This is a genomic window from Microbacterium lemovicicum (assembly GCF_003991875.1).
Classification (GTDB): Bacteria; Actinomycetota; Actinomycetes; order Actinomycetales; family Microbacteriaceae; genus Microbacterium; species Microbacterium lemovicicum.
The window spans coordinates 3,013,895-3,038,359 of record NZ_CP031423.1 but is presented as its reverse complement, the minus strand read 5'-3'; the positions used below and the strand labels follow the sequence as shown (position 1 = coordinate 3,038,359).

Below are 24,465 nucleotides of genomic sequence, written 5' to 3'. Positions count from 1 at the left end.
TGAGGGCATGCACGGCGAATACAAGGTGCCCGGCGGCAAGCTCGTGGTGGTCGACCTCGAGGTCCGCGACGGACGGATCGCGGACTTCCACCTCGCGGGCGACTTCTTCCTCGAACCCGACGACGCGCTCGCCGACATCGACGCGGCCGTCACGGGTCTGCCTGTCGAGTCCGACGCCGGTCAGATCGCCGCCGCCGTCCGCGCCGCGCTCCCCGCCGGGGCGCAGCTGCTGGGCTTCACCCCGGAGGCCGTGGGCACCGCCGTGCGGCGCGCCCTGGTCACCGCGCCCGGGTGGAAGGACTTCTCGTGGGAGGTCGTGCACGACGCCCCCGTGAGCCCGCGCATGAACCTCGCCCTCGACGAGGTGCTCACCGCCCGCGTCGGCGACGGCCGCCGCAATCCCACGCTCCGTCTCTGGGAGTGGGACGAATCGGCCGTGGTGATCGGCTCCTTCCAGTCGCTGCGCAACGAGGTCGATCCCGAGGGCGCCGCGCGCCACGGCTTCGACGTGGTCCGCCGCATCTCCGGCGGCGGAGCCATGATGATGGGCGCCAACTCGATCGTCACCTACTCGCTGTACGTGCCGGCATCCCTCGTCGCGGGCATGACGTTCGCCGACTCCTACGCCTTCCTCGACGACTGGGTGCTGCAGGCGCTGCGCTCGGTCGGCGTCGACGCGACCTATCAGCCGCTGAACGACATCGCCTCGCCGCAGGGCAAGATCGGCGGCGCCGCGCAGAAGCGGCTCGCCAACGGCGGGGTGCTGCACCACGCGACCCTGAGCTACGACATGGACGGTCAGGTCATGACCGAGGTGCTCCGCATCGGCCGCGAGAAGCTCAGCGACAAGGGCACGGTGTCGGCGGCGAAGCGGGTCGATCCGCTGAAGAGCCAGACGGGGATGCCGCGCGCGGCCATCATCGACACGTTCATCCAGACGTTCTCCACCCTCTACGGCGCGGTCCCGGGGCACATCACCGCGGACGAGTACGCCGAGGCGGAGGCGCTGGTCGCGTCGAAGTTCTCCACGGACGCGTGGCTGCGCCGCGTGCCGTGACCGAACCGACGGCGGGCGCCGTCGCCGGCGGCACGGTCGCTCCCGGCCCGGTGCCCCGCGGTTCCGTCGCGATCCATCACGGCGACAACCTCGAGGTCGCGCGCACCCTCCCCGACGCCTCCTTCACCCTCATCTACCTCGACCCGCCGTTCAACACCGGCCGCGTGCGTGAGCGCGCGATCGAGACGGCCCGGGCCGCGGCATCCGTCCCTCCCGTCGTGGATCAAACTCCACGGATCGGTGCCGCCGGCGCAGCCGTGGCCACCCCTGAGGCCCCCGCCACCCCGGATCCGTGGAGTTCCGCAGGGTCGGCCGACGGCACGCCCGCCTCGCCGGTCCGCGCCGGCTTCCACGGCCGGTCGTACGAGCGGCTGCGCGGCGACCTGCGCGCCTACGACGACGCCTTCGACGACTACTGGGCGTTCCTCGAGCCGCGGCTCGCCGAGGCCTGGCGGCTGCTGGCCGACGACGGCACGCTCTACGTGCACCTCGACTACCGCGAGGTGCACTACGTCAAGGTGATGCTCGACGGGCTGTTCGGTCGCGACCGGTTCCTCAACGAGCTGATCTGGGCCTACGACTACGGCGCCAAGACCCGCAAGCGGTGGCCGACGAAGCACGACACGATCCTCGTGTACGTCAAGGATCCGCGCGGCTACTGGTTCGACTCCGAATCGGTCGACCGGGAGCCGTACATGGCGCCGGGGCTCGTCACGCCCGAGAAGGCCGCGCGCGGCAAGCTCCCGACCGACGTGTGGTGGCACACGATCGTTCCGACCACCGGACGCGAGAAGACGGGCTATCCGACCCAGAAGCCCGAGGGCATCCTGCGGCGCATCGTCCGGGCGTCCTCCCGCCCCGGTGACCGCGTGCTCGACCTGTTCGCCGGCAGCGGCACGACCGGCGCCGTGGCGGCCGCCCTCGGCAGGGATGCGGTGCTGGTGGACGCCAACCCGGCGGCGATCGAGGTCATGCGCCGGCGCATCCCCGACGCGGAGGTTGTCAACCCGAGGTGAGCGCGCGCGCCGCGCGTCAGGATGGCCGCATGGCGCGACAGCGATGGGTGGTGGCCGGTCAGCTCGGCGAGGAGTTCGACGACGGCGGGCGGATGCTGCTGGTCGAGGCCCGCTCGGCGTGGAGCCGCGCTCCGATCCACCGTCGCAAGGCGCACCTCTACCTGTCGGCGATGCGGCACCGGAAGGCCGAGCTCGGCGACCGCATGGAGTACGTGCAGGCGGCGACGTTCCGCGCTGCGCTGGAGGGCCGCGACCTCGAGGTGATCGACCCGACCTCTTACCGCGCCCGCCGGCTCGCGCGCGAGCTGGGCGCCGAGATCCTGCCCAGCCGCGGCTTCGTCACGAGCGAGCCCGACTTCGCGGGCTTCGCCGATGCGCATCCCCAGGCCGCGATGGAGGACTTCTACCGCTGGGTGCGCGAGCGCACCGGCATCCTGATGGAGGACGGCCGCCCGGCGGGTGGTCGCTGGAACTACGACCACGACAACCGGCAGTCGCCGCCCAAGAACGCGCACACCCTCGGCCTGCCCGACCCGTGGTGGCCGGAGGAGGACGACATCGACGCCGAGGTGCGCCGAGACCTCGACCGCTGGGAGCGCGACGGCGACGTGCGCTTCGTCGGCACGGACGGGCCGCGCGAGTTCGCCGTCACCCCGGCGGAGGCGCGCGCCGCGCTGCGCGACTTCATCGAGACGCGCCTCAACGACTTCGGCCCGTTCGAGGACGCCATCCTCGAGGGCGACTGGACGATGGCGCACTCCCTGCTGAGCGTGCCGATGAACCTCGGGGTGCTCGATCCGCGCGAGGCCGTGGACGCCGTCGTCGCCGAGTACACCGCCGGCCGCGCGCCGCTGGCGAGCACCGAGGGGTTCGTGCGCCAGATCATCGGGTGGCGCGAGTGGATCTGGCACCACTACTGGCGCTTCGGCGAGGACTACGTGCACAGCAACGTGCTCGCCGCGCACCGCGACGTGCCGCCCGCGCTGCTCGAGCTCGACGCCGACGAGATCGAGGAGGCCTGCCTCTCGCACGCCGTCGGCACCGTGCGCGACCACGGGTGGGCGCACCACATCCAGCGCCTGATGGTGATCGGCAACCACGCGCTGCAGCGCGGCTACGATCCGCGGGCGATGAACGACTGGTTCGTCTCGATGTTCGTCGACGGCACGCCCTGGGTCATGCCCGCGAACGTCGTCGGCATGACCCTGCACGCCGACGGCGGCAGGGTGGCGACCAAGCCGTACGCGTCGGGTGGGGCGTACATCAATCGGATGTCGGACCACTGCCGCGGCTGCCGCTTCACGCCGACCGTGCGCATCGGCGAGAAGGCCTGCCCCTACACCGCGGGCTACTGGGCCTTCCTCGACCGGGTCGAGCCGATCCTCGGCGACAACCACCGCATGCAGCAGCCGTTCGCGGGGCTCCGCCGCCTCGCCGACCGGCACGAGGTCGTCGCCCAGGAGCGCTCCCGCCCGCCGCTCGGATTCCGCGCCGACGAGGACACGCGGCCGGTGCCGAGCGATCCCGCGTGATCACACCGCAGCATCCGGTCCGCTCCTAGGCTGAACCCATGCGATTCGGAACCTTCATTCCCCAGGGCTGGCGCTTCGACCTCGTCGGCATCGAGCCGGCCGATCAGTGGCGCGTGATGAGCGAGCTCGCGCAGCGCGCCGACGAGGGCCCGTGGGAGTCCCTCTGGGTGTACGACCACTTCCACACCACGCCGGTGCCGAGCGAGGAGGCCACCCACGAGGCGTGGACACTGATGTCCGCGTTCGCCGCGGTGACCGATCAGATCCGTCTCGGCCAGATGTGCACGTGCATGGGCTACCGCAACCCGGCCTACCTCGCGAAGGTGGCCGCGACCGTCGACCTGATCTCCGGCGGCCGCGCCGAGATGGGCATCGGCGGCGGCTGGTACGAGCACGAGTGGCGCGCGTACGGCTACGGGTTCCCCGGCATCCCCGACAGGCTCGGGATGCTGCGCGAGGGCGTCGAGATCATGCATCAGGCGTGGACCACCGGCACCGCGACCCTCGACGGCACGCACTACCAGGTCGACGGGGCGATCGTGCAGCCGCAGCCGCTGCAGGAGGGCGGCATCCCGTTCTGGATCGCCGGCGGCGGCGAGAAGGTCACGCTCAAGATCGCGGCCAAGTACGCCTCGTACACGAACTTCGCCGGGTCGATCGAGGAGTTCGACCACAAGAGCGACGTGCTCCGCGGGCACTGCGAGAAGCTGGGCCGGCCGTTCGAGGAGATCACGCGGTCGTCGAACGTCAACACGATCATCGCCGCGACCGAGGCCGAGGCGGAGGAGCGTCTGGCGCAGGTCATCGCCCGCGTCGCGCCGCACGTGGGCGAGGAGCGCGCGGCCGCGATCGAGAGCGACTACCGCGGATCGCTCGGATTCGGCACGCCCGAGCAGATCGTGGAGCGTCTGGCCGAGCGGGCCGAGCACGGCCTCGGCTACGCGATCCACTACTTCCCCGAGCACGCCTACGACCGCTCGGGCATCGAGCTGTTCGAGCGCGAGGTCATCCCCGCCCTCATCTGACCGCGCGCCGCTTCTCGAGCGAGGAGCGCCGGCGACGAGGCGACACGCCCGACGTCCGCACTACTCGCTCGAGGAGCGCCGGCCACGAGACGCCTCGCCCCGACGTCTGCACGACCGACACCCCGCGAGCCGCCCCATCCGCCACTCGCGGCCCCACCCGCGTCACGGGTCGTGCAGACGTCGGCCGAACCGAGGCGGGTCGCCTTGCTGCGCTCGCTCGCCGGCCGAGTGGGGCGTCGCCCTCGCTGAACGCGCGCCGTCAGCGAGCGGCGGCGGGGGAGCTCAGGCCGAGGGCCCGCAGCAGCGCTGCGATGTCGCCGGCCATGTCGATCGACGGGTCCATCAGCCACTGCTCCTGCAGCCCGTCCGCCAGGGCGATGAGGATGCGGCTCAGCTGCTCGGGCTCGAGCGACGACGGGAGATCGCCGCGCGCCTGGAGGTCGGCGATGGCCGGTGCGAAGCGCGAGCGGATCTGCGCCACGCGCTCCCGGAAGTACTCGTGCCCGTCGTGGGCGGGATCCGTGGCCGCCGCCGACAGGTGCACGTACAGCTGCACCAGCCCCGGCACGTCGGCGTTGTGGCGGATGAGGGCGAGGAACCCGTCGAAGAGGGAGGCGGGGTCGGGTCCGGCAGCATCCATGCCGACGGCATCCACCTCGTCGCGTTTGCGCAGCACCTCGGTGAACAGCTCGTCCTTGCTGGCGAAGTAGTGCAGCAGTCCGGCCTGGCTGAGACCGACCGCGTCGGCGAGTTGGCGGACGGATGCTCCGCTGAACCCCTCGCGGACGATCACCTCCAGCGCGGTGGTGAGGATCTCCTCCCGCTTGGCGATGCCCTTCGCGTACGCGCCTCTCTGTGCCATGAGTCGAGCGTATGGGCGCCCTGCACGTGGGGGAGCGACCCGTCGCCTCACGTGTCGCGGCGGGCGCCCTCCGACGCGGCGACGGTGAAGATCGTCGGCGCACCGTAGCCGGCGGCGTCGAACGCGGCTCTCACGGCGTCGCCCACCCGCTCGACGGCCGCATGTTCGACCAGCGCGATCGCGGCGCCGCCGAAGCCGCCGCCGGTCATGCGCGCACCGATCGCGCCGGTCGCGACCGCGACCTCGACCGCCGTGTCGAGCTCGGGCACGGAGATCTCGAAGTCGTCGCGCATGGAGGCGTGCGATGCCAGCAGGAGCCCGCCGATGGCGCGGGGCCCCTCGGCGCGCAGCGTCGCCACCGTCTCGCGCACGCGCTCGTTCTCGGTCACGATGTGCCGCACGCGGCGGAACGTGGTGTCGTCGAGCAGCCTCTGCGCCCGTGCGAGGTCGCCGACCGACACATCGCGGAGGGCAGGCACGCCGAGAGCGTGCGCGCCGCGCTCGCAGGAGTCGCGACGGTCGCGGTAGCCGCCGGTCGCGTGGGAGTGCTTCACGCCGGTGTCGATGACGAGCACGTCGAGACCCGCGGCGGCGAAGCCGAGGTCGACCACGTCGGTGTCGAGCGATCGGCAGTCGAGGAAGATCGCGGCATCCGTCCGCCCGAGCATCGCCGCCATCTGGTCCATGATCCCGGTGGGGGCGCCGACCGCGTCGTTCTCCGCCGTGCGGCCGATGCGCGCGAGCGCCACGGCGTCGAAGCCCAGCGACCACAGGTCGTTCAGCGCGGCGGCGGTGGCGCCCTCGATCGCGGCCGACGACGACAGACCCGCCCCGACCGGCACGTCGGAGGCGATGGCGAGGTCGAGTCCGCGCGTGGGGGAGATGCCGGATGCTGCCACCGCCGCCCACGCGACGCCGATCGGATACGCGGCCCACTCGGGCACGTCCGATCCGGGGAACAGGTCGGGCAGATCCGCCAGGGCGACCTCGACCGGCTCGTCGGCGAAGGTCGACGCGACGCGGAGCATTCCGTCCGAGCGCTCGGCGGCCACCACGCTGGTGCGGCGGTCGATCGCGAACGGCAGCACGAAGCCGTCGTTGTAGTCGGTGTGCTCGCCGATGAGGTTCACGCGGCCCGGTGCGGACCACGATCCCCGCGGCTCACCCGCGGTCAGCTCGGACAGGAGCGCGGCGGCGCGGGATGCGGCATCCGCGTGTTCGTCGTGCGTCGTCATCGGGCGATGGCCTCTCGGAGTCGGTCGGCGGCGGCCTCCGGGGCGATGTCGCCGATCCAGGCGCCCATCGCGGATTCGGAGCCGGCCAGGTACTTCAGCTTGTCGGCGGCGCGGCGGGGGGAGGTCAGCTGCAGGTGCAGCCGCACCGTGTCACGGCCGACGCCGACGGGCGCCTGATGCCAGGCGGCGATGTAGGGGGTGGGGTTGCCGTAGAGGGCGTCGACGCCGCGCAGCAGGCGCAGGTACACCCCGGCGAGCTCGTCGCGCTCCTCCGGGCTGGTCGCGGCGAAGTCGGCGACGTGGCGCCGGGGCGCCAGGTGCACCTCGATCGGCCAGCGGGCGGCGAACGGCACGTAGGCGACCCAGTGCTCGGCCTCCAGCACCATGCGGGGGCCGGCCGACTCGAAGGCGACGATGCGCTCGAACAGGTCGTCGCCCTCGCGCCGGACCGAGGCGAGGAGCAGCTGGGTGCGCGGGGTCAGATACGGGTAGGCGTAGATCTGGCCGTGCGGATGCCGCAGCGTCACGCCGATCGCCTCGCCCCTGTTCTCGAACGGGAACACCTGCTGGATGCCGGGGAGCAGCGACAGTGCGGCCGTGCGATCGGCCCATGCCTCGATGACGGTGCGGGCGCGCGTCGGAGTGAGCGTGCCGAACGAGCCCTCGTGCTCGGGCGAGAAGCAGACGACCTCGCAGCGTCCGACCGAGCTGCGCGTGCGGCCGAGACCCGGGGCGTCGAGATCGGCGAGATCGCGCGGCGGGTCGGCGGCCGCCGGGGCGTCGGCCGTGGCCGCGGCGAGTCCGGGGCCGAACGACGGCGACTTGTTCTCGAAGACGGCGACGTCGTACAGCGAGGGGATCTCGGACGCGTTGCCGGGCGTCTGCGGCGCGAGCGGATCGAGATGGGCCGGCGGAAGGAAGGCGCGATTCTGGCGGGAGGCCGCGATCGAGATCCAGTCGCCGGTGAGCACGTCGCGGCGCATGGTGGCCGTCTCCGGCCGCCCGTCGAGGACGCGCGGATCGACGGATCGCTCCGCCGGGAGGGCGGTGCCCGGGTCGTCGTAGTAGATGAGGTCGCGGCCGTCGGCGAGCCGGGTCGCACGCTTCACCACGCCCGCGCCGAGCTCCTCCACCATGGATGCCGCGTGGCGGGAGGCGTCGTCGCTCGGCGGGCTGTCCTGCGGAAGCATGTTCACGATAACACGCTACGCGCAGACGGCTGGTAACGTCAACACGCGAGGGGGGCTCACATGGCGAAGCGCGCATCGATGGCCGACGTCGCGGCCCGTGCGGGGGTGTCGGCGCAGACCGTCTCCCGCGTGGTCAACGGCAGTCCGCGGGTCGATCCCGCCACCCGTGCCCGCGTCGAGGCGGCCATGGTCGACAGCGGATATCGCGTGCATCGCGCCGCGCGGGCGCTGCGGACGGGCCGGTCGGGCACCCTGGGCGCGATCGTGTCGACGCTCGCCACCGCCGGCAACTCGCTGCTGCTCGAGGCGGTCACCGAGGCCGCCGCCCGACGCGGCTACGACATCGCCCTCGTCACGATCGGCGATTCCCTCGCCCGGGCGCTCGACCGGCTGCGCGATCAGGGTGTCGACGGCGTCATCGTCGTGAACGAGGCATCCACCCTGGCGCACGCCGCCGAGCTGCCTGCCGACCTGCGCTTCGCCGTCGTCGACTCGCCCCCCGACGACCGGTACGTCGGCGTCGAGACCGACCACGCCGGCGGCGCAAGGGCCGCGACCGAGCACCTGCTCGCCCTCGGTCACCGCACCGTCGTGCACATCGCGGGGCCGGCATCGTCCTACGCCGCCTCGGAGCGCGAGCGCGGCTGGCGCGAGGCGCTGTCGGGCGCGGGCCGTGCCGCCGGCGACGTCGTGCGCGGCGCGTGGACCTCCGCGTCGGGGTTCGACGCGGCCCGCGCGCTGCTCGAGGCCGGCGCCGTCGGCTCGGCCGTGTTCGTCGCGAACGACCAGATGGCGCTCGGGGCGCTCCGCGCGCTGGCCGAGCACGGGCTGCGCGTGCCCGAGGACGTGTCGGTCGTCGGCTTCGACGACGTGGCGGATGCCGCGAACTACCGTCCGGCGCTGACGACCGTGCGTCAGCACTTCGACCGCCTGGGCGAGACCGCCGTCGCGATGCTGATCGACGGCGAGGTCGGCGCGGCCGCCGGGCGGTCGCGGGTGGTGGTGCCGGCCACGCTCGTGGAGCGCGCCAGCACGGCCGCGTTCCCGTCCGCGTAGCCCGCGGCCGGCGTTCCGGCTCGCTGCGCGCTCAGCGAGCAGGGCGGGTGAGGCCGTTTCGGTTCACCGCGCCCGCTCCCACGAGCCGCGCGCCCGACGAACGGTGCGCTCCACGAGCCGTCCGCTCCCACGAGCCGCAGGGATCAGCCGGCTGTGCGCCGCGCTTCCCAGCCGCTGCGGACCATCTCGTCGACGCTCCAGCGCATCTTCCAGTCCAGGTCCTGCGCGGCGAGCTCGCCCGAGGCGACGATGCGGTCGGGATCGCCCGGGCGCCGCGGCGCGATGTCGGGCGTGAAGTCGATCCCGGTGACGCGAGCCATGGCATCCATGATCTGGCGCACGCTGAGACCGTCTCCGGAGCCCAGGTTGTAGGCGGCGTGCAGCGGCTCGCCCGCGGCCAGGCGCTGCGCCGCGGCGACGTGCGCGAGCGCGATGTCGGCGACGTGCACGTAGTCGCGCATGTTCGTGCCGTCGGGAGTGTCGTAGTCGTCGCCGTTGATGCGGGGGGTGCGGCCCTCGATCAGCGCCTCGAACACCAGCGGGAACAAGTTGTGCGGGCTCGTGTCGTAGATCACCGGGTCACCCGAGCCCACGACGTTGAAGTAGCGGAGCGACGTGTGCCGCAGCGGCGAGGCGGAGTCGGCGGTGGCGACGCCCTGGTCGCGCAGCAGCCACTCGCCGATGAGCTTCGACTCGCCGTAGGGCGACGCCGGCGCTTTGGGGGTGTCCTCGGTGACGAGGGCGACGTCGGGGGTGCCGTAGACGGCGGCGCTCGAGGAGAACACGATCGAGGCCACGTCGGCGGCCGCCATCGCCTCGAGCACCACCCGCGTGCCCTCGACGTTCTGCGCGTAGGTGTGCAGCGGGCGCTGCACCGAGACGCCCGCGTACTTGTAGCCCGCGACGTGGATGACGCCGGTGGCGGAATGCTCGCGCAGCGTCCGCTCGACGAGCTCGCGGTCGAGGATCGACCCCTGCACGAACGGCACGCCGTCGGGCACGAAGCCCGCGTGGCCGCTGGAGAGGTCGTCGAGCACGACGGGCGAGAGGTCGGCGGCAGCGAGTGCGCGCACGACGTGGGTGCCGATGTAGCCGGCACCGCCGGTCACGAGCCAGGACATGGGTCTCCTCCGGGTCGAAACGCTGCGGCGCAGGGGGCTGGTCCGCGCCGTCCACGCTACCGGTGCCAGGATGACGGCATGAGCGTCGTCATCGCGGTCGACTCGTTCAAGGGGTCGCTCTCCGCGGCGGCAGCGGCGGAGGCCCTCGCCGAGGGGTGGCGTCGCGTCCTCCCCGACGCCGACCTGCGCCTGCTGCCGATGGCCGATGGCGGCGAGGGGACGCTCGACGCGTTCGCCGCCGCGGTGCCGGGCGCCCGGCGCGTCGCGGTCCGCGTGACCGGACCGGCCGGAACGGCGGTCGATGCGCACTGGCTGCTGCTCCCACCGACCCCGCGGGCCTCCGCCGGCACCGCCGTCGTCGAACTCGCCGCGACCTCCGGCATCGAGCTCCTCGGTTCCCCGCCCGCGCTCCGCCCCCTCGACGCCGGAACGCGCGGCGTCGGTCAGGCGATCGCCGCCGCCCTCGACGCGGGCGTCTCGCGCATCGTGGTGGGCATCGGCTCGAGCGCCTCCACCGACGGCGGCGCGGGTCTCCTTCAGGCTCTGGGTGCCGACCTGACGGATGCCGCAGGCACCGCGATCGCCGACGGGGGCCGCGGCCTGGCGACGCTGGCGGCGGTCGACCTGACGGGTCTGCGCGCCCTGCCGTGCGGCGGGGTCACCGTCCTCACCGACGTGCGCAGCCCGCTGATCGGGCCTGAGGGCGCGGCGGCGGTCTTCGGACCGCAGAAGGGCGCGGCGCCGTCGGACGTCCGGATGCTGGACGCCGCCCTCGCCCGCTGGGCCGCGCTGTGCGGGGTCGATCCCCGCACCCCCGGCGCCGGAGCAGCCGGCGGCGCGGGCAGCGGGCTGCTCGTCTGGGGCGCGACCCTCGAGCCCGGCGCGGCGGCCGTCGGTGAGCTCATCGGTCTGGAGGAGGCGGTGGCCGCAGCATCCGTCGTCGTCACGGGGGAGGGGGCGTTCGACGGGCAGTCCTCCACGGGAAAGGTGCCAGGTCACGTCGCCGCGCTGGCCGCCGCGCACGGCGTGCCGGTCATGCTGGTGGCCGGTCGCATCGCTCCGGATGCCGCGACCGGCGCCTTCGCTCGGACGGTCTCCCTCACGGAGCTCGCGGGCGGCGTCGCCGGCGCGACGGGTGATCCTAGGCGATGGCTTCGTGAGGCCGGTGAGAGCCTGGCGAGGAGGACAATGGGAACGTCTTAATCCCCCCGAAGGAGACCATGTACACCGTCAACGCCTACGCCGCCCCCTCCGCCACCGAGCCGCTGGAGCCGACCACCATCGAGCGCCGCGACCTCGGGCCGAAGGACGTGCTCATCGACATCGCCTACGCCGGCATCTGCCACTCCGACATCCACACCGTCCGCGGCGAGTGGGGCGAGATCGTCTACCCGCAGGTCGTCGGCCACGAGATCGTGGGCACCGTCGCCGAAGTCGGCTCCGAGGTCACGCTGCACGCCGTCGGCGACCGGGTCGGCGTCGGCTGCATGGTCAACTCGTGCCGCGAGTGCGAGAACTGCACGGCCGGCATGGAGAACTACTGCTTGAAGGGCAACGTCGGCACCTATGCCGGCAAGGACAAGGACGGCACCATCACGCAGGGCGGCTACGCCGAGAAGATCGTCGTGGTCGAGGACTTCGTGCTGCGCGTGCCCGAGTCGATCCCCTACGAGGCGGCCGCGCCGCTGCTGTGCGCCGGCATCACCACGTACTCCCCGCTCGCGCACTGGAAGGTCGGCCCTGGGAGCCGTGTCGCCGTCGTCGGCCTCGGCGGACTCGGCCACATGGCCGTCAAGATCGCCCACGCGATGGGAGCTGAGGTCACCGTGCTCTCGCAGACGCTCAGCAAGAAGGAGGACGGCCTCAAGATGGGCGCCGACCACTACTACGCCACGAGCGATCCCGAGACCCTGAAGAACCTGCGCAACTCCTTCGACCTCATCGTCAACACGGTGAGCGCCCCGCTCGACCTGGACGCCTACCTGCGCATGCTCGCCCTGGACGGCACCATGGTCAACGTGGGCGCCCCGCCGGAGGCTCTGCCGCTGCACGTCTTCACGCTGTTCGCCAACCGCCGCACGTTCGCGGGCTCGAGCATCGGCTCGATCGGCGAGACCCAGGAGATGCTCGACTTCTGCGCCGAGCACGGCATCGCGCCCGAGATCGAGCTCATCGACGCCTCGCAGATCAACGAGGCGTACGAGCGCGTGCTGAAGTCCGACGTGCGCTATCGGTTCGTCATCGACACGGCGACGCTCGCTCCGGCCAACTGACCCGATAAGCGCGATCCGCGCTGACACACACCGCGATGCGGTGCTCGTCAGCGCGGATCGCGTTCATCCGGCGCTGCAGACGTGCTCAGCCGCCGAGCGCCGCCGAGACGACCGCACGGGCCTCCTCCTGCACCTCGCGCAGATGGTCCTCTCCGCGGAGCGACTCGGCGTACAGCTTGTAGACGTCCTCGGTGCCCGACGGCCGCGCGGCGAACCACGCGTGCTCGGTCTGCACCTTCAGCCCGCCGATCGCCGCGCCGTTGCCCGGGGCGTGCGACAGCTTCGCGGTGATGGTCTCACCGGCGAGCTCCGTGGCACTGACGGCCTCGGGCGAGAGCTTCGCGAGCTGAGCCTTCTGCGCCGGGCTGGCGGGCGCATCCACCCGCTGGTACGCCGACGAGCCGAACTGCTGCTCGAGCTCCGCGTAGCGCTGCGACGGGGTCTTGCCCGTGACGGCGAGGATCTCCGCCGCGAGCAGGCACAGCAGGATGCCGTCCTTGTCGGTCGTCCAGACGGTGCCGTCCTTGCGCAGGAACGACGCCCCGGCCGACTCCTCGCCGCCGAAGGCGACGGATCCGTCGAGCAGGCCCGGCACGAACCACTTGAAGCCGACCGGCACCTCGAGCAGCGTCCGGCCGAGCGCGTCGGCGACCTTGTCGATGATCATCGACGACACGAGGGTCTTGCCCACCGCGGCATCCGCCGGCCAGCCGTCACGGTGCGAGAACAGGTAGTCGATCGCCACCGCGAGATAGTGGTTCGGGTTCATCAGGCCCGCGTCGGGCGTGACGATGCCGTGCCGGTCGGCGTCGGCGTCGTTGCCCGTGAGGATGTCGTACTCGTTCCGGCGCTCGACGAGCGACGCCATGGCGGAGGGTGAGGACGGATCCATGCGGATCTTCTCGTCCCAGTCCAGCGTCATGAACTTCCACGTCGGGTCGACGTCGGGGTTCACGACCGTCAGGTCGAGCCCGTAGACCTCCGCGATGTGGGCCCAGTACTCGACGGATGCCCCGCCCAGCGGATCCGCGCCGATGCGCACGCCCGCGCGGGCGATGGCCTCGACGTCGATGATGTTCACGAGGTCGCGCACGTAGCCGTCGCGGAAGTCGTACGCGCCGAGCGTGTCGGCGTCGATGTCCTTGAGCGCCGTGCGGTTGACGCCCTCGAGTCCCGCGGAGATCAGCTCGTTGGCGCGGTTCGCGATCCACCCGGTGGCGTCGGTGTCGGCGGGGCCGCCGTTCGGCGGGTTGTACTTGAAGCCGCCGTCGCGCGGCGGGTTGTGGCTGGGGGTGACGACGATGCCGTCGGAGCGGCCCGGGTCATCGAGCGCGCGGCCCTTGTTGTAGGCGAGGATCGCGTGGCTGAGAGCAGGCGTCGGCACCCACGAGTCACGCGAGTCGAGCCGCACGTCGACGCCGTTCGCGACGAGCACCTCGACGGCGCTGCGCTCGGCGGGGAGTGAGAGCCCGTGCGTGTCGCGGCCGAGAAAGAGCGGCCCGGCGATGCCCTGCGCCGTGCGGTAGTCGACGATGGCCTGCGTGGTGGCGAGGATGTGGTCCTCGTTGAAGCTGGTCGACAGGCTCGACCCGCGGTGCCCGCTGGTGCCGAACGCCACGCGCTGCTCCGGAATCGAGGCGTCGGGCTTGCGGTCGTAGTAGGCGGAGATCAGCTCATCGACGTCGATGAGATCGGATGCTTCGGCTGGCTGTCCTGCGCGGCTCATGGTCCCCAGTCTTGCACCGCGTCGCGCGATCCGCGCCGGTTATCCCCGGCCGGCGCGGCCGCGCCCGCGGACACGTTCTCCCACGACCGGTGAACTTCCGCTGACGCGGCCTCGGGGAGGGATCGGCCGCGCGCCGGCGACACGGAGCCTCGGAGCTCGTCGCCGCTCGAGAGGACGGCGCCCGCATCAGGAGCCGAGCGACGCGGCGCGCGCGACGAGGGCGTCGAGGGCGGCGCGGAGCGCGGGGGAGTCCGCCTGGGTGCGCCGGTGCACCGCGACCACGTCCCGCGTCGACGCCGGGTCGGCGGTGGGGATCGCGACGAGATCGGGTCCGAGATCGCCGCGACCGAGCCGGGGCACCAGGGCGACGGCCAGTCCGGCGCGCACGATCTCGATGTGGTTCGGGAACTCCATCGACTCGTGCACGATGCGCGGGGCATGGGGCACGCCGTCGAAGAGCCGCCGCAGCCACTGCCGGCAGATCGTCGCCTCGAAGGTCGCGACCCAGCGCTCGTCGGCGAGGTCATGCGGGTGGAGCACGTCGCGATCGGCCAGCGGGTGGTCGCGCCGCAGGATGACGTCCGCCATGTCGGTGAACAGCGGCGTCTCGACGAGCGGCTCCGGCATCGCGAGCGCGACGCCGCCCCAGCGGTGCACGACGCCGAGGTCGCGCTGTCCCGACGCGACCAGGGCGATGGTCTCCCACGGCTCGCTCTCGCGCAGCGGGAGCGAGAGACCCGGATGCTGCCGCCCCAGCTCCGCGACGACGGGGACGACCAGACCGCGCACGACCGTCGAGAACGCCGCGAGCCGCACCTCGCCGACGAGCGACGCGGTAGCGGCGGTGAGCTGCAGGTCGGCGCGCAGCCGCTCGAGGTCGGCGAGGATCGGCGTCGACGCCACGACGAGCCGTGTGCCCGCCTCGGACAGCACCACGCCGCGACCGACCCGCTCCAAGAGGGTGACGCCCGTCTCGCGCTCCAGGCGCTTCACCTGCTGAGACACGGCGGAGGGCGTGTAGCCGAGCGCGGCCGCGGCGGCCACGACGCTGCCCTGGGTGGCGACCGCGCGAAGGGAGACGACGGCGTCGAGGTCGATCATGAAGCGATGCTAACGGGTGAGGAGCAGAAAGCATCGCTTGTCCTTCATCGGCTCCTGCGCTGGAGTGGGAAGGTGAGCAGACGTGACATGATCCTGGCCGCGATGGTGGCGTCCTTCTGGGGCTTCAACTTCGTGGTCATCGACTGGGGGATGGCGGGCATACCGCCGCTGCTGTTCGTCGCGATCCGCTTCCTCGCGGTGGCGCTCATGGTCGTCGTGGTGCCGCGGCCCGCAGCATCCTGGAGCACCATCATCGGCGTCGGCCTCTTCATGAGCCTCGGACAGTTCGGGCTCCTCTATACGTCGCTCGCGTTCGGTCTTCAGCCGGGCCTGGCCGCGCTCCTGATGCAGGCGCAGGCGGTGTTCACGATCGTCATCGCCGCGGGGGTGCTGCGGGAGCGCCCGACCGTGGCGCAGTCGATCGGCGTCGCCGTCGGCATCCTCGGCCTCGCGATCGTCGCCGCCGGTCGCGGCGGCGACGCCCCCGCGCTCGCCGTCGTGCTCGCTCTGGCAGCGGCGCTGTCGTGGGCGATCGGCAACGTGATCGCCCGTCGCGCCGGGGTGGTGACGGGCCGCGGTCCGCTGGGCGCGCTCTCGCTCACGGTGTGGTCGGCCCTCGTCGTGCCGGTGCCCGCCCTCGTGCTGGCGCTCGCCGTCGACGGTCCCACCGCCGTCGGCGCGGGTCTGGCGGCGTTCGGCTGGCGGCCTGCGGTCTCGACGCTCTACACCGCGGTCGTGTGCACCGTCATCGGCTACGCCGTCTTCAACAGCCTCCTCGCGCGCAACCGCTCGGCGGCCGTCGTCCCGTGGGTGCTGCTGGCTCCGGTCGTCGCGATGGCCGCCGCCGCGCTGCTGCTCGGGCAGATCCCGAACGCGGCGGAGGTCGTCGGCGGCATCGTGCTGGTCGTGGGCGTGCTCCTCACGAGCCTGCGGTGGCGGATGCCGCGGCCCGCACCGTGGGCGCCGGAACGGGCCCGCGAGCAGTCCCCGCCGACCGGGCCGCCGGTCACGGAGGAGGCGGTGCCGCCGCGGCTAGGCTGAGCCGGTGACTTCGGACAGCCCGCCCCCGCGCCGTACCTACAGCTACCTGGGGCCGGCGGGCACCTTCACGGAGGCCGCGCTCGCGCAGGTGCCGGAGGCCCGCGATCAGCAGTGGCGCTCGGTGCGCAACGTCGGCGAGGCGCTCGACGACGTGCTCGAGGGGCGCTCGGACGCCGCGATGATCGCGATCGAGAACTCCGTCGACGGCGGGGTCTCGGTGGCCCAGGACGCCCTCGCCACCATTCCCGGGCTGCGCATCGTGGGGGAGTACCTCGTCTCCGTCGATTTCGTGCTCGTCGCCCGGCCCGGCACGCGACTCGAGGACGTCTCGCTCATCGCCGCGCACCCCGTCGCCTATGCGCAGTGCCTCCGGTGGCTCACCGGCGCGCTCCCGGGCCACGCGCACATCCCCGCGGCCAGCAACGTCGCGAGTGCCGTCGGTCTGCTCGACGGCAGCAGCGACGCGGATGCCGCGATCGCCCCTCCTGGGATCCTCGATCACTACGAGCTCGAGCCGCTCGCGCGCAGCATCGGCGACAACCCCGACGCGGTGACCCGGTTCGTGCTGGTCAGCCGCACGGTCACGCCGCCGCCGCCCACCGGCGCGGACAAGACGTCGCTCATCGTCGAGCTGCCCGAGGACCATCCGGGCGCGCTGCTCGAGCTCCTCGAGCAGTTCGCCACCCGCGGGATCAACCTGAGTCTTCTCGCCTCGCGCCCGATCGGCGACGCCCTCGGCCGGTACCGCTTCGTCATCGACGCCGACGGTCACGTCGAGGACGAGCGGATGGCGGACGCCCTGCTGGGTCTCCGGCGCTTCAGCCCGCGCGTCGTGTTCCTCGGGTCGTACCCCCGCGCGGACCGCGCGGTCATCCGCTACCCCGAGCGCTACTCCGACGACGTGTTCGTCGAGGCGCGCGACTGGCTGCGCGGCCTCCTCAGCGGCGAACCCGAGGCGTGACGCCCGGGGCCTGACGCCCGATCAGATCAGGCCGCGGCCATCGCCGGCGCGAGCGCGGCCGCGATGAGCTCGATCGTCTGCACGCGGCCGGGTGCGGCATCCATCGGCTCGTTCTCGTACGACCCGGCGATGGGCGAGATCATCACCTCGTCGACCTCGTGCCTGGCGGCGAAGGCGAGCAGTTCGGATGCCACGTCCGCACCGGTCCCCACGAACCACTTGGCGCGGCCCGAGGTCATGATCGAGCGGGTCATCGCGTCGAAGTCGTCGGCGCGGGCCAGCGACTCCTCCACCGTCTCGAGCGGCACGAGCGGCATGTTCGAGCGCAGCCGCGCCATCATCCGCTGGTTCGGGAGCGAGCGCTCCTCCGCCTCCTCCGCCGTGGGGGCGGCGACGGCGTTGACGGTGAGGAAGGTCCGCGGCGCCGCGAGCGTCGCGCTCGGCTGGAAGCCGGTGCGGTAGAGGTCGAGCGCGCGCTCGAGTCCCTCGCCGGAGAAGTGGTTGGCGAAGACGTAGGGCAGGCCCATCGATGCGGCGAGTCGCGCCGAGTAGTCGCTCGAGCCCAGCAGCCACACGTCGGGGGTGCCGGTCGCGGCAGGCGTCGCGCGCACGGCGTAGTCGCGGCCCGAGGTGAAGCGCAGGGTCGCGCCGTCGGCGGAGACGAGCGACAGGATGTCGGCGACGTGGTCGGGAAAGCGCTCGACGTCGCTCGTGGTGCCCGACTGCCGCAGCAGCTGGGTGATGACGGGGTCGCTGCCGGGCGCACGCCCGATGCCGAGGTCGATGCGGCCGGGAGCGAGGGCCTCGAGCGCGGCGAACTGCTCGGCGACGACGAGGGGCGAGTGGTTGGGGAGCATCATGCCGCCCGATCCGACCCGGATGCGCGCGGTGCGCGCTGCGGCGGCCGCCATCAGCACGGGCGGCGTCGTCGAGGCCACGGCGGGCATGTTGTGGTGCTCCGCGAACCAGTACCGCCGGTAGCCGGCGGCGTCGGCTGCCGTGGCGACGCTCAGGGAGGCGGCGACGGCCTGCGCGCTCGTCTGACCCGTGCGGACGGGCACGAGGTCGAGGACGGACAGGGCGGGGGCGGCTGAAGTGCTCATCCCTGAAGGCAACCGCTCCGCGCCTCACGGCATTCCTCGGAGCTGCGAGAACACCTGCTCGACCGGCTCAGCGCCGCGACGCGCCCTTCACGGCCTCGTACGCCTGCAGCGCCGCCTTCCGCGTCTCGCCGAGATCGACGATCTGCGGCGGAGGCGAGTCGGAGACGTGATCGGGTGCCCACTCGGCGATGTAGCGCGACGCCGGATCGAACTTCTTCGCCTGCAGCTCGGGGTTGAAGATGCGGAAGTACGGGGCCGCATCGGCGCCCGAGCCCGCGACCCACTGCCAGTTGAACGAGTTGCTGGCGCCGTCGGCGTCGACGAGCGTGTCCCAGAACCACTCCTCGCCGATGCGCCAGTCGATCAGAAGGTTCTTGATCAGGAACGACGCCGTCACCATGCGCACGCGGTTGTGCATGTAGCCGGTCTGCCAGAGCTCCCGCATGCCGGCGTCGACGATGGCGAAGCCGGTGCGGCCCTGCTGCCACGCGGAGAGGTGCTCCGGATCCGGCGTCGGCCACGGGAACGCGTCGAAGTCGCGGCGCAGGTTCTTCGTCGCGAGATCGGGGAAGTGGAACAGGGTGTGCCACGCGAACTCGCGCCATCCGAGCTCCGACAGGAACATGCCGCCGACACCGGCCTGCACCGACTCGTGCCAGATCGTGTGCGGGCTCAGCTCGCCCCAGCGCAGCCGCGGCGACAGCAGCGAGGTCGCCCCGGCCGACGGGGTGTTGCGGGCGGCCTCGTACGACGAGCTGTCCTCGGTCAGGAACTCGTGCAGACGGCGACGCGCCGCGGGCTCGCCCGGCTCCCACATCTCGCGCAGACCGGCCGCCCAATCCGGGTGCTGCGGCAGCAGCTCCCACGACTCCAGGTCGTCCGAGGGCGGAGCCTTCGAGACGCCGGGGATCGACAGCGGCTCCGGGAGGGGCTCGCGGGGCGTCGGCAGCGCGAGGCATGCGCGCCAGAACGGGGTGTAGACGGAATACGGAGTGCCCGATCCGGTCGCGACCGTCCACGGCTCGAACAGCACGGACGCGGCGAAGGACTGCGCCGTCAGGCCGTCGTCGCGCAGCGCGGTCTTCAGCGCCGCGTCGATATCGCGCTCGGGCTGACCGTAGCGACGGTTCCAGAACACGGCTCCCGCTCCCGCATCCCGCGCCAGCTCGGCGACGACCTTCTCGGCGGGCCCCCGGCGCAGCACCAGCGTCGACCCGCGCTCGCGCAGCCGCTCCGCCAGTGAGGTGAGCGAGTGGTGCAGCCACCAGCGGGCGGCGCCGCCGAGGGGACGGATGCCGGGGCTCTCGTCGTCGAGCACGTACAGCCCGATCACCGGCTCGTCGCGGTCGAGGGCGGCGCGCAGGGCGGGGTGGTCGGCGAGCCGGAGGTCGTCACGGAACCACACGATGGACGGACTCGTCATGCGGACATCCTGCCGAGCGCCGCCGACGTCGGCGCGGGCTTGACAGCTTCGCGCACTTCCCGCCTCGAAGCGCTGGGGACGAATTATGTCGGCCGCGACTCCGCTGGGCCGACGAAAGTCGTCCGCAGCTTCACTCGACTGCAGGTACTCATCGGCGCTGCAGGGCGGCGCGGACCCGCGCGGCGATGGCATCGGGCGCGCGCAGGTGCTCCTTGCGCAGACGGACGATCACCCACCCGTCGAGGACGAGGCGTTCGATGTCGTCGGCGTCCTTCGCGTACTGGCGCTCGTCGGTGCGATGCTGCCCGCCGTCGTACTCCACCAGCACGCGCTCGCGTTCATAGACGAGATCGCCCCACTTGACGTGCCGCCCCACGCGGTCGCGCACGGACGCGTTCACCACCGGCTCCGGGAGTCCAGCACGCACCAGGATCAGCCTGACCTGCGTCTCGCGGAGCGAGTCGGTCCGCGGGCGCACGAGCTCGAGAGCGGCTCGAAGTCGCGGAACCCCATGGCGTCCCGCGTGTCGCACGACGGCGAGCCTGAGGTCGTCGATGGACGCCAGCGGGTGCTGCCGCTGCACGAGCCAATCGCCGATCTCGATCAGCTCGTCCAGGCCGAGAATCGAGGAGAGGTCGGCCCAGGTCTGCAGTGCTGAGGTGACGGGCAGCCCCCGAACGAGCAGAACATCGCCACCGCCCAGGGTGGGGTGGACCACGACGCCTGTGCGACGGCGCCGGGCATCGGCCGCCTCGATCCGCACACTCACATGCAGAGTCGCCGGATGCAGCCGCTCGGATCGGAGCGGCATGCCGTGCACGATCGCGGCGGTCACGTGGCTGAAGCACGCGCGGCCACCGAGCCGTAACCGCTCTGACGCGGCGGCTTCGAGATGGCGTGTCTCCGCAGCCTCCCACGGCGGCAGACCGGCGAGGGATGCGGCATCCGTCGTCGTCCTGACGCCCCAGCGCGGAGCGCGCAGATCCGCACGCCTCAGGCGCTCCCGAGACACCCCGGCGGCGAGGGCGTCTCGGGTGGTGAACGCGGTGGGCAGTCCATTCGGCAGCGGTGCAGGTCGCGACATCCCCTGACGTTCGCCGAATCCGCTTCGCCCGCGGGCGCGACACCGACCGCAGCGGGGGCTTCGCATCGTGACCTGGGCCTGTGGAGGACCCGCGCGCCGACCCCTCCCCGCTCGCCTCGCCCGCCCACCACCCCCATCTCGCCGCCCACCCAGCCCGCCCACCTCGCCCGCCCACCTCGCCCCGGGCCGGAGCCGCCAGTATCGGGGACGCCTTTCGTCGCGGCGGACACGGCGGCGACGACGAAAGTCGTCCCCGGGAGCGCCCCGCGGCTCGAGAGCCAGGAACGGGCGCCCGGATCAGAGACGGGAGGTGTCGTGACCGGCGGGCAGGGCGGCGATGATGCCGCCGGCGACGAGACGCACGCGGATGCGTGTCGCCTCGCCGAACTCGTCGCCGTCGAGCTGCACCGCCTGCGCGCTCTCGGCCTGCAGCTCGATGCCCTGGCCTCGGGAGTAGATGACGGTGCTGTCCCGCGTCCGCAGCGCCAGCACCTGACGGCCGGCGCGGAAGCGGCGCAGGAAGCTGTTGTCCCACGCGACGCGGCGCCAGACGAGGAACCATCCGAAGAAGTTCTTCGGCGCGAAGATGGCGACGTCGAGCTCGCCGTCCGAGACGGACGCACCGGGGATGAGCTCGAGGCCGGCGGGCAGCGATCCGCAGTTGGCCACGAGGATGCTCTGCACGCGGGCCGAGTGGAGCTTGCGGCCGGGGATCTGGTACATGATCCGAAACGGCGTGGCCTTCGCGAGGGAGCGCGCCGCGCCGTCGACGTAGGCGATCCAGCCGACCTTCTTCTTGAGGTCGCCGCTGGTGTTGGCGATCATCGCGGCGTCGAGCCCCATGCCGCCCATCACGACGAAGGCGTGCTCGATGGAGCTGCCGTCCGAGCGCTGGAGGGCGGCGAAGCCCACGTCGATGGGCAGGTGGTCGCCCTCGAACGTGGCGCGGATCATCGTCTCGGGGTCGCCGAGCGGCAGGAAGAGGTTGCGGGCCAGGAGGTTTCCGGTGCCGCTCGGCACGATCGTGAGCGGCACGTCGGACCCGCACACGGCCTCCGACACGGCCCGCACCGTCCCGTCACCGCCGGCGACGAGCACCGCATCGACCTTCTCGGCGAGGGCCCGGCGGGTGACCCCGTCCCCGAGGTCCTCGACCGTGGTCTCGAAGAAGAGCGGCTCGTCCCAGCCCGCCTCGGCCGACAGGCGCGTGACCGCGGAGCGCAGCTGCTCCGCGTCGACCTTGATCGGGTTGTAGACGAGGGCGGCGCGACGCAGCGGCGGCTCGACATCGGCGGGAGGCACGCGATCGGCCGACACGTCGTCGGGACCGTTCGCCATGGGTACACCTTATGGCCGCCGTTCCGGGGCTTCCCTGAGAGCGCTGGGCGGCCCGCGGCGCGGCGGGCCGCGGCATCCCGCCCATAGAATCGAAGGGTGATCGATCCACTGCTCCTGCGCGACACGCCCGAGATCGTTCGCGAGTCCCAGATCGCCCGCGGCCTGTCTCCCGAGACCGTCGACGCGGCCATCGCCGCCGACCGCGACCGCCGGGCCGCCATCACCGCGTTCGAAGAGCTGCGCGCGGCGCAGAACGCGCACGGCAAGACGGTCGCGAAGGCGTCCAAGGACGACAAGCCCGCGCTCGTCGCAGCGGCCAAGGAGCTCAGCGAGCAGGTCAAGCAGGCGCAGCACGCGGTGACCGCCGCGGAGGATGTCGCGACCGCGGCCATGGCCGAGATCGAGAACATCGTCATCGAGGGCGTGCCCGCCGGCGGCGAGGACGACTTCATCACGCTCCGCACCCACGGCGAGCCGCCGGCGTTCGACTTCACGCCCCGCGACCACCTGGAGCTCGGCGAGCTGCTCGGCGCGATCGACATGGAGCGCGGCACCAAGGTGTCGGGCAGCCGCTTCTACTTCCTCACCGGCATCGGCGCGCGCCTCGAGATCGCGCTGATGAACCTCGCCCTCGACCGTGCCCTGCAGGCCGGCTTCACTCCGATGATCCCGCCGACGCTCGTGCGTCCGGAGGTCATGCAGGGCACCGGGTTCCTCGGCAAGCACTCGGCCGAGGTCTACCACCTCGAGGATCAGGACATGTACCTCGTCGGCACGAGCGAGGTGCCGCTCGCCGGCTACCACATGGGCGAGATCCTCGATGTGGCGAACGGCCCCAAGCGCTACGCCGGCTGGTCGACCTGCTACCGCAGCGAGGCGGGCTCGTACGGCAAGGACACCCGCGGCATCATCCGCGTGCACCAGTTCAACAAGCTCGAGATGTTCGTCTACACGACGCCCGAGGCGGCGGAGGAGGAGCACCTGCGCCTCGTCGGCCTCCAGGAGCAGATGCTCCAGGACCTCGGCCTGTCGTACCGTGTCATCGACGTGGCGGCGGGCGACCTCGGCTCCAGCGCTGCCCGCAAGTACGACGTCGAGGCCTGGGTGCCCACGCAGGATGCCTACCGCGAGCTGACCAGCACGAGCAACTGCACCACGTACCAGGCGCGCCGGCTCGACATCCGCCACCGGCCGGCCGTCGAGGCGGGCGCCGCTCCGGCGAAGCCGACACCGGTCGCCACGCTCAACGGCACCCTCGCGACGACCCGGTGGATCGTCGCCCTCCTCGAGACGCATCAGCGGGCCGACGGCTCGGTGACGGTGCCCGAGGTGCTGCGGCCGTTCCTCGGCGGACTCGACGTGCTGGAGCCCATCGCGTGACCCCCGACGATGCCGGCATGCCCGACACCGGAACGATCGACGTCTCCCCGCAGGAGGATGCCGCGGAGCTGGTGGAGGAGATCGCCCAGGGTGCCGCGGCTCCCGGCGCCGCGGAGCGCATGCTCATCGCCCTCGACATCGACGGCACCGTCCTCCTCGAGGACGAGACGCTGAGCCCCGGCATCATCGACGCCGTGGCCGCCGCGCACGCCGCAGGCCACGAGGTCATGCTCGCCACCGGGCGCAGCTGGAGCGGCACGCAGCACATCCAGCGGCTGCTCGAGATCGAGCCCGAGTACGTCGTGTGCTCGAACGGCGCGGTCGTGCTGAAGCGGCAGACGGATGCCGCCGGCGCCGCGTCCTACGTCCGGTTCCACACCGAGACCTTCGACCCGCGCACGGTGCTCGAGCTGCTGCGCACGCACCTGCCCGAGGCGCACTTCATGGTCGAGCTCGAGGACGGGGTGCGCCTCTACACCGAGTCGATGCACGACTGGAACCTCTCCGAGGCACGCGAGGTCGCGTTCGAGGAGCTGGCGCAGCATCCGGTCAGCAGAGTCGTCGTCGTCGCGCCCGACCACAGCGAGGAGGACTTCCTCGCACTCGTGGGCGACATCGGGCTCAACCAGGTCTCGTACGCCATCGGCTGGACCGCCTGGCTCGACATCGCCCCCATGGGCGTCGACAAGGGCACCGCGCTCGAACGGGTGCGCGGGCTGCTCGGGGTGCCGCCCGAGCGGGTGATCGTGTTCGGCGACGGCCGCAACGACATGGGCATGTTCGCATGGGCGCTGTCGCACGGCGGGCGCGCGGTCGCCATGGCGCAGGGTCCGCAGGAGGTGCGGGATGCCGCGGGCGAGCGCACCACGTCGGTGACGGAGGGTGGCGTCGCCGCGGTGCTCCGCACCCTCTGACCCCGCGGGTCGTTCAGCACCTCCTCA

At 72.3% G+C, this 24,465-nt stretch carries 21 protein-coding genes; 11 read left to right on the top strand and 10 right to left on the bottom strand.

Features of this window, described 5'->3' with window-relative positions:
- Positions 1–7: 7 nt before the first annotated feature.
- Genes CVS47_RS14240 through CVS47_RS14225 form a run of 4 tightly spaced genes read left to right on the top strand, consistent with a single transcriptional unit; the run spans position 8 to position 4,630 of the window.
- Positions 8–1,057 (top strand): lipoate-protein ligase LplAB, encoded by a 1,050-nt coding sequence (locus tag CVS47_RS14240; RefSeq protein ID WP_127096677.1) that lies wholly within the window; start codon positions 8–10, stop codon positions 1,055–1,057.
- The gene (locus CVS47_RS14235; protein WP_378790299.1) at positions 1,054–2,073 is read left to right on the top strand and encodes a DNA-methyltransferase; all 1,020 of its coding nucleotides are present in this window, start codon (positions 1,054–1,056) and stop codon (positions 2,071–2,073) included. Before CVS47_RS14240 ends, CVS47_RS14235 begins: the two co-directional genes overlap by 4 nt.
- 29 nt (positions 2,074–2,102) lie before the next feature.
- Positions 2,103–3,605 (top strand): cryptochrome/photolyase family protein, encoded by a 1,503-nt coding sequence (locus tag CVS47_RS14230; RefSeq protein WP_127096675.1) that lies wholly within the window; start codon positions 2,103–2,105, stop codon positions 3,603–3,605.
- Between the two features lie 38 nt (positions 3,606–3,643).
- Positions 3,644–4,630: an LLM class F420-dependent oxidoreductase gene (locus CVS47_RS14225; protein ID WP_127096674.1), complete on the top strand. Its 987-nt coding sequence runs from the start codon at positions 3,644–3,646 to the stop codon at positions 4,628–4,630.
- Positions 4,631–4,889: 259 nt separating this feature from the next.
- On the opposite strand, the gene CVS47_RS14220 is transcribed toward CVS47_RS14225, so the two are convergent.
- The 3 genes from CVS47_RS14220 to galT are packed head-to-tail and all read right to left on the bottom strand — an operon-like array spanning position 4,890 to position 7,863.
- Positions 4,890–5,492: a TetR/AcrR family transcriptional regulator gene (locus tag CVS47_RS14220; protein ID WP_127096673.1), complete on the bottom strand. Its 603-nt coding sequence runs from the start codon at positions 5,490–5,492 to the stop codon at positions 4,890–4,892.
- A gap of 47 nt (positions 5,493–5,539) precedes the next feature.
- Positions 5,540–6,727 carry a galactokinase gene (gene galK / locus CVS47_RS14215; protein WP_127096672.1) on the bottom strand — a complete coding sequence of 396 codons (1,188 nt, stop codon included), beginning with the start codon at positions 6,725–6,727 and terminating at the stop codon, positions 5,540–5,542.
- Entirely contained in the window at positions 6,724–7,863 is a 1,140-nt protein-coding gene (gene galT / locus CVS47_RS14210; protein ID WP_127097391.1) for a galactose-1-phosphate uridylyltransferase, read from the bottom strand. Before galT ends, galK begins: the two co-directional genes overlap by 4 nt.
- 114 nt (positions 7,864–7,977) lie before the next feature.
- On the opposite strand from galT, the gene CVS47_RS14205 reads away from it, so the two are divergent.
- Positions 7,978–8,973: a LacI family DNA-binding transcriptional regulator gene (locus tag CVS47_RS14205; protein WP_127096671.1), complete on the top strand. Its 996-nt coding sequence runs from the start codon at positions 7,978–7,980 to the stop codon at positions 8,971–8,973.
- A gap of 143 nt (positions 8,974–9,116) precedes the next feature.
- Here the strand turns inward: CVS47_RS14205 and galE are convergent, their stop codons facing one another.
- Positions 9,117–10,094 carry a UDP-glucose 4-epimerase GalE gene (gene galE / locus CVS47_RS14200; protein ID WP_127096670.1) on the bottom strand — a complete coding sequence of 326 codons (978 nt, stop codon included), beginning with the start codon at positions 10,092–10,094 and terminating at the stop codon, positions 9,117–9,119.
- Positions 10,095–10,172: 78 nt separating this feature from the next.
- On the opposite strand from galE, the gene CVS47_RS14195 reads away from it, so the two are divergent.
- A complete protein-coding gene (locus CVS47_RS14195) occupies positions 10,173–11,297 on the top strand; it encodes a glycerate kinase (protein ID WP_127096669.1) in 1,125 nt (374 codons plus the stop codon).
- 17 nt (positions 11,298–11,314) lie between these two features.
- Positions 11,315–12,367, top strand: a complete 1,053-nt coding sequence (locus tag CVS47_RS14190) for an NAD(P)-dependent alcohol dehydrogenase (protein WP_127096668.1) — start codon at positions 11,315–11,317, stop codon at positions 12,365–12,367.
- A gap of 85 nt (positions 12,368–12,452) precedes the next feature.
- Here CVS47_RS14190 and pgm read toward each other — a convergent pair whose 3' ends face one another.
- A complete protein-coding gene (gene pgm, locus CVS47_RS14185; RefSeq protein ID WP_127096667.1) occupies positions 12,453–14,093 on the bottom strand; it encodes a phosphoglucomutase (alpha-D-glucose-1,6-bisphosphate-dependent) in 1,641 nt (546 codons plus the stop codon).
- Positions 14,094–14,279: 186 nt separating this feature from the next.
- Positions 14,280–15,194: a LysR family transcriptional regulator gene (locus CVS47_RS14180; protein WP_127096666.1), complete on the bottom strand. Its 915-nt coding sequence runs from the start codon at positions 15,192–15,194 to the stop codon at positions 14,280–14,282.
- A 72-nt stretch (positions 15,195–15,266) separates the two neighbouring features.
- Here CVS47_RS14180 and CVS47_RS14175 point away from each other — a divergent pair, with 72 nt between their 5' ends.
- On the top strand, positions 15,267–16,235 hold the full coding sequence (locus CVS47_RS14175) for an EamA family transporter (RefSeq protein WP_127096665.1): 969 nt from the start codon (positions 15,267–15,269) through the stop codon (positions 16,233–16,235).
- Between the two features lie 4 nt (positions 16,236–16,239).
- The gene (gene pheA, locus CVS47_RS14170) at positions 16,240–17,196 is read left to right on the top strand and encodes a prephenate dehydratase (RefSeq protein WP_127096664.1); all 957 of its coding nucleotides are present in this window, start codon (positions 16,240–16,242) and stop codon (positions 17,194–17,196) included.
- 26 nt (positions 17,197–17,222) lie between these two features.
- Here pheA and CVS47_RS14165 read toward each other — a convergent pair whose 3' ends face one another.
- The 4 genes from CVS47_RS14165 to CVS47_RS14150 all read right to left on the bottom strand — a co-directional run bounded on the left by CVS47_RS14165 (position 17,223) and on the right by CVS47_RS14150 (position 22,144).
- On the bottom strand, positions 17,223–18,299 hold the full coding sequence (locus CVS47_RS14165) for an MsnO8 family LLM class oxidoreductase (protein ID WP_127096663.1): 1,077 nt from the start codon (positions 18,297–18,299) through the stop codon (positions 17,223–17,225).
- A 67-nt stretch (positions 18,300–18,366) separates the two neighbouring features.
- Positions 18,367–19,722, bottom strand: coding sequence for a cryptochrome/photolyase family protein (locus CVS47_RS14160; protein WP_127096662.1), 1,356 nt, complete (start codon positions 19,720–19,722; stop codon positions 18,367–18,369).
- A gap of 148 nt (positions 19,723–19,870) precedes the next feature.
- Positions 19,871–20,806 (bottom strand): DUF559 domain-containing protein, encoded by a 936-nt coding sequence (locus CVS47_RS14155; protein WP_164734668.1) that lies wholly within the window; start codon positions 20,804–20,806, stop codon positions 19,871–19,873.
- A 297-nt stretch (positions 20,807–21,103) separates the two neighbouring features.
- Positions 21,104–22,144 (bottom strand): diacylglycerol/lipid kinase family protein, encoded by a 1,041-nt coding sequence (locus CVS47_RS14150; RefSeq protein ID WP_127096660.1) that lies wholly within the window; start codon positions 22,142–22,144, stop codon positions 21,104–21,106.
- Between the two features lie 96 nt (positions 22,145–22,240).
- Here CVS47_RS14150 and serS point away from each other — a divergent pair, with 96 nt between their 5' ends.
- Positions 22,241–23,524, top strand: a complete 1,284-nt coding sequence (gene serS / locus CVS47_RS14145; RefSeq protein ID WP_127096659.1) for a serine--tRNA ligase — start codon at positions 22,241–22,243, stop codon at positions 23,522–23,524.
- Between the two features lie 17 nt (positions 23,525–23,541).
- Positions 23,542–24,438: an HAD family hydrolase gene (locus CVS47_RS14140; protein WP_206502646.1), complete on the top strand. Its 897-nt coding sequence runs from the start codon at positions 23,542–23,544 to the stop codon at positions 24,436–24,438.
- Positions 24,439–24,465: the final 27 nt, after the last annotated feature.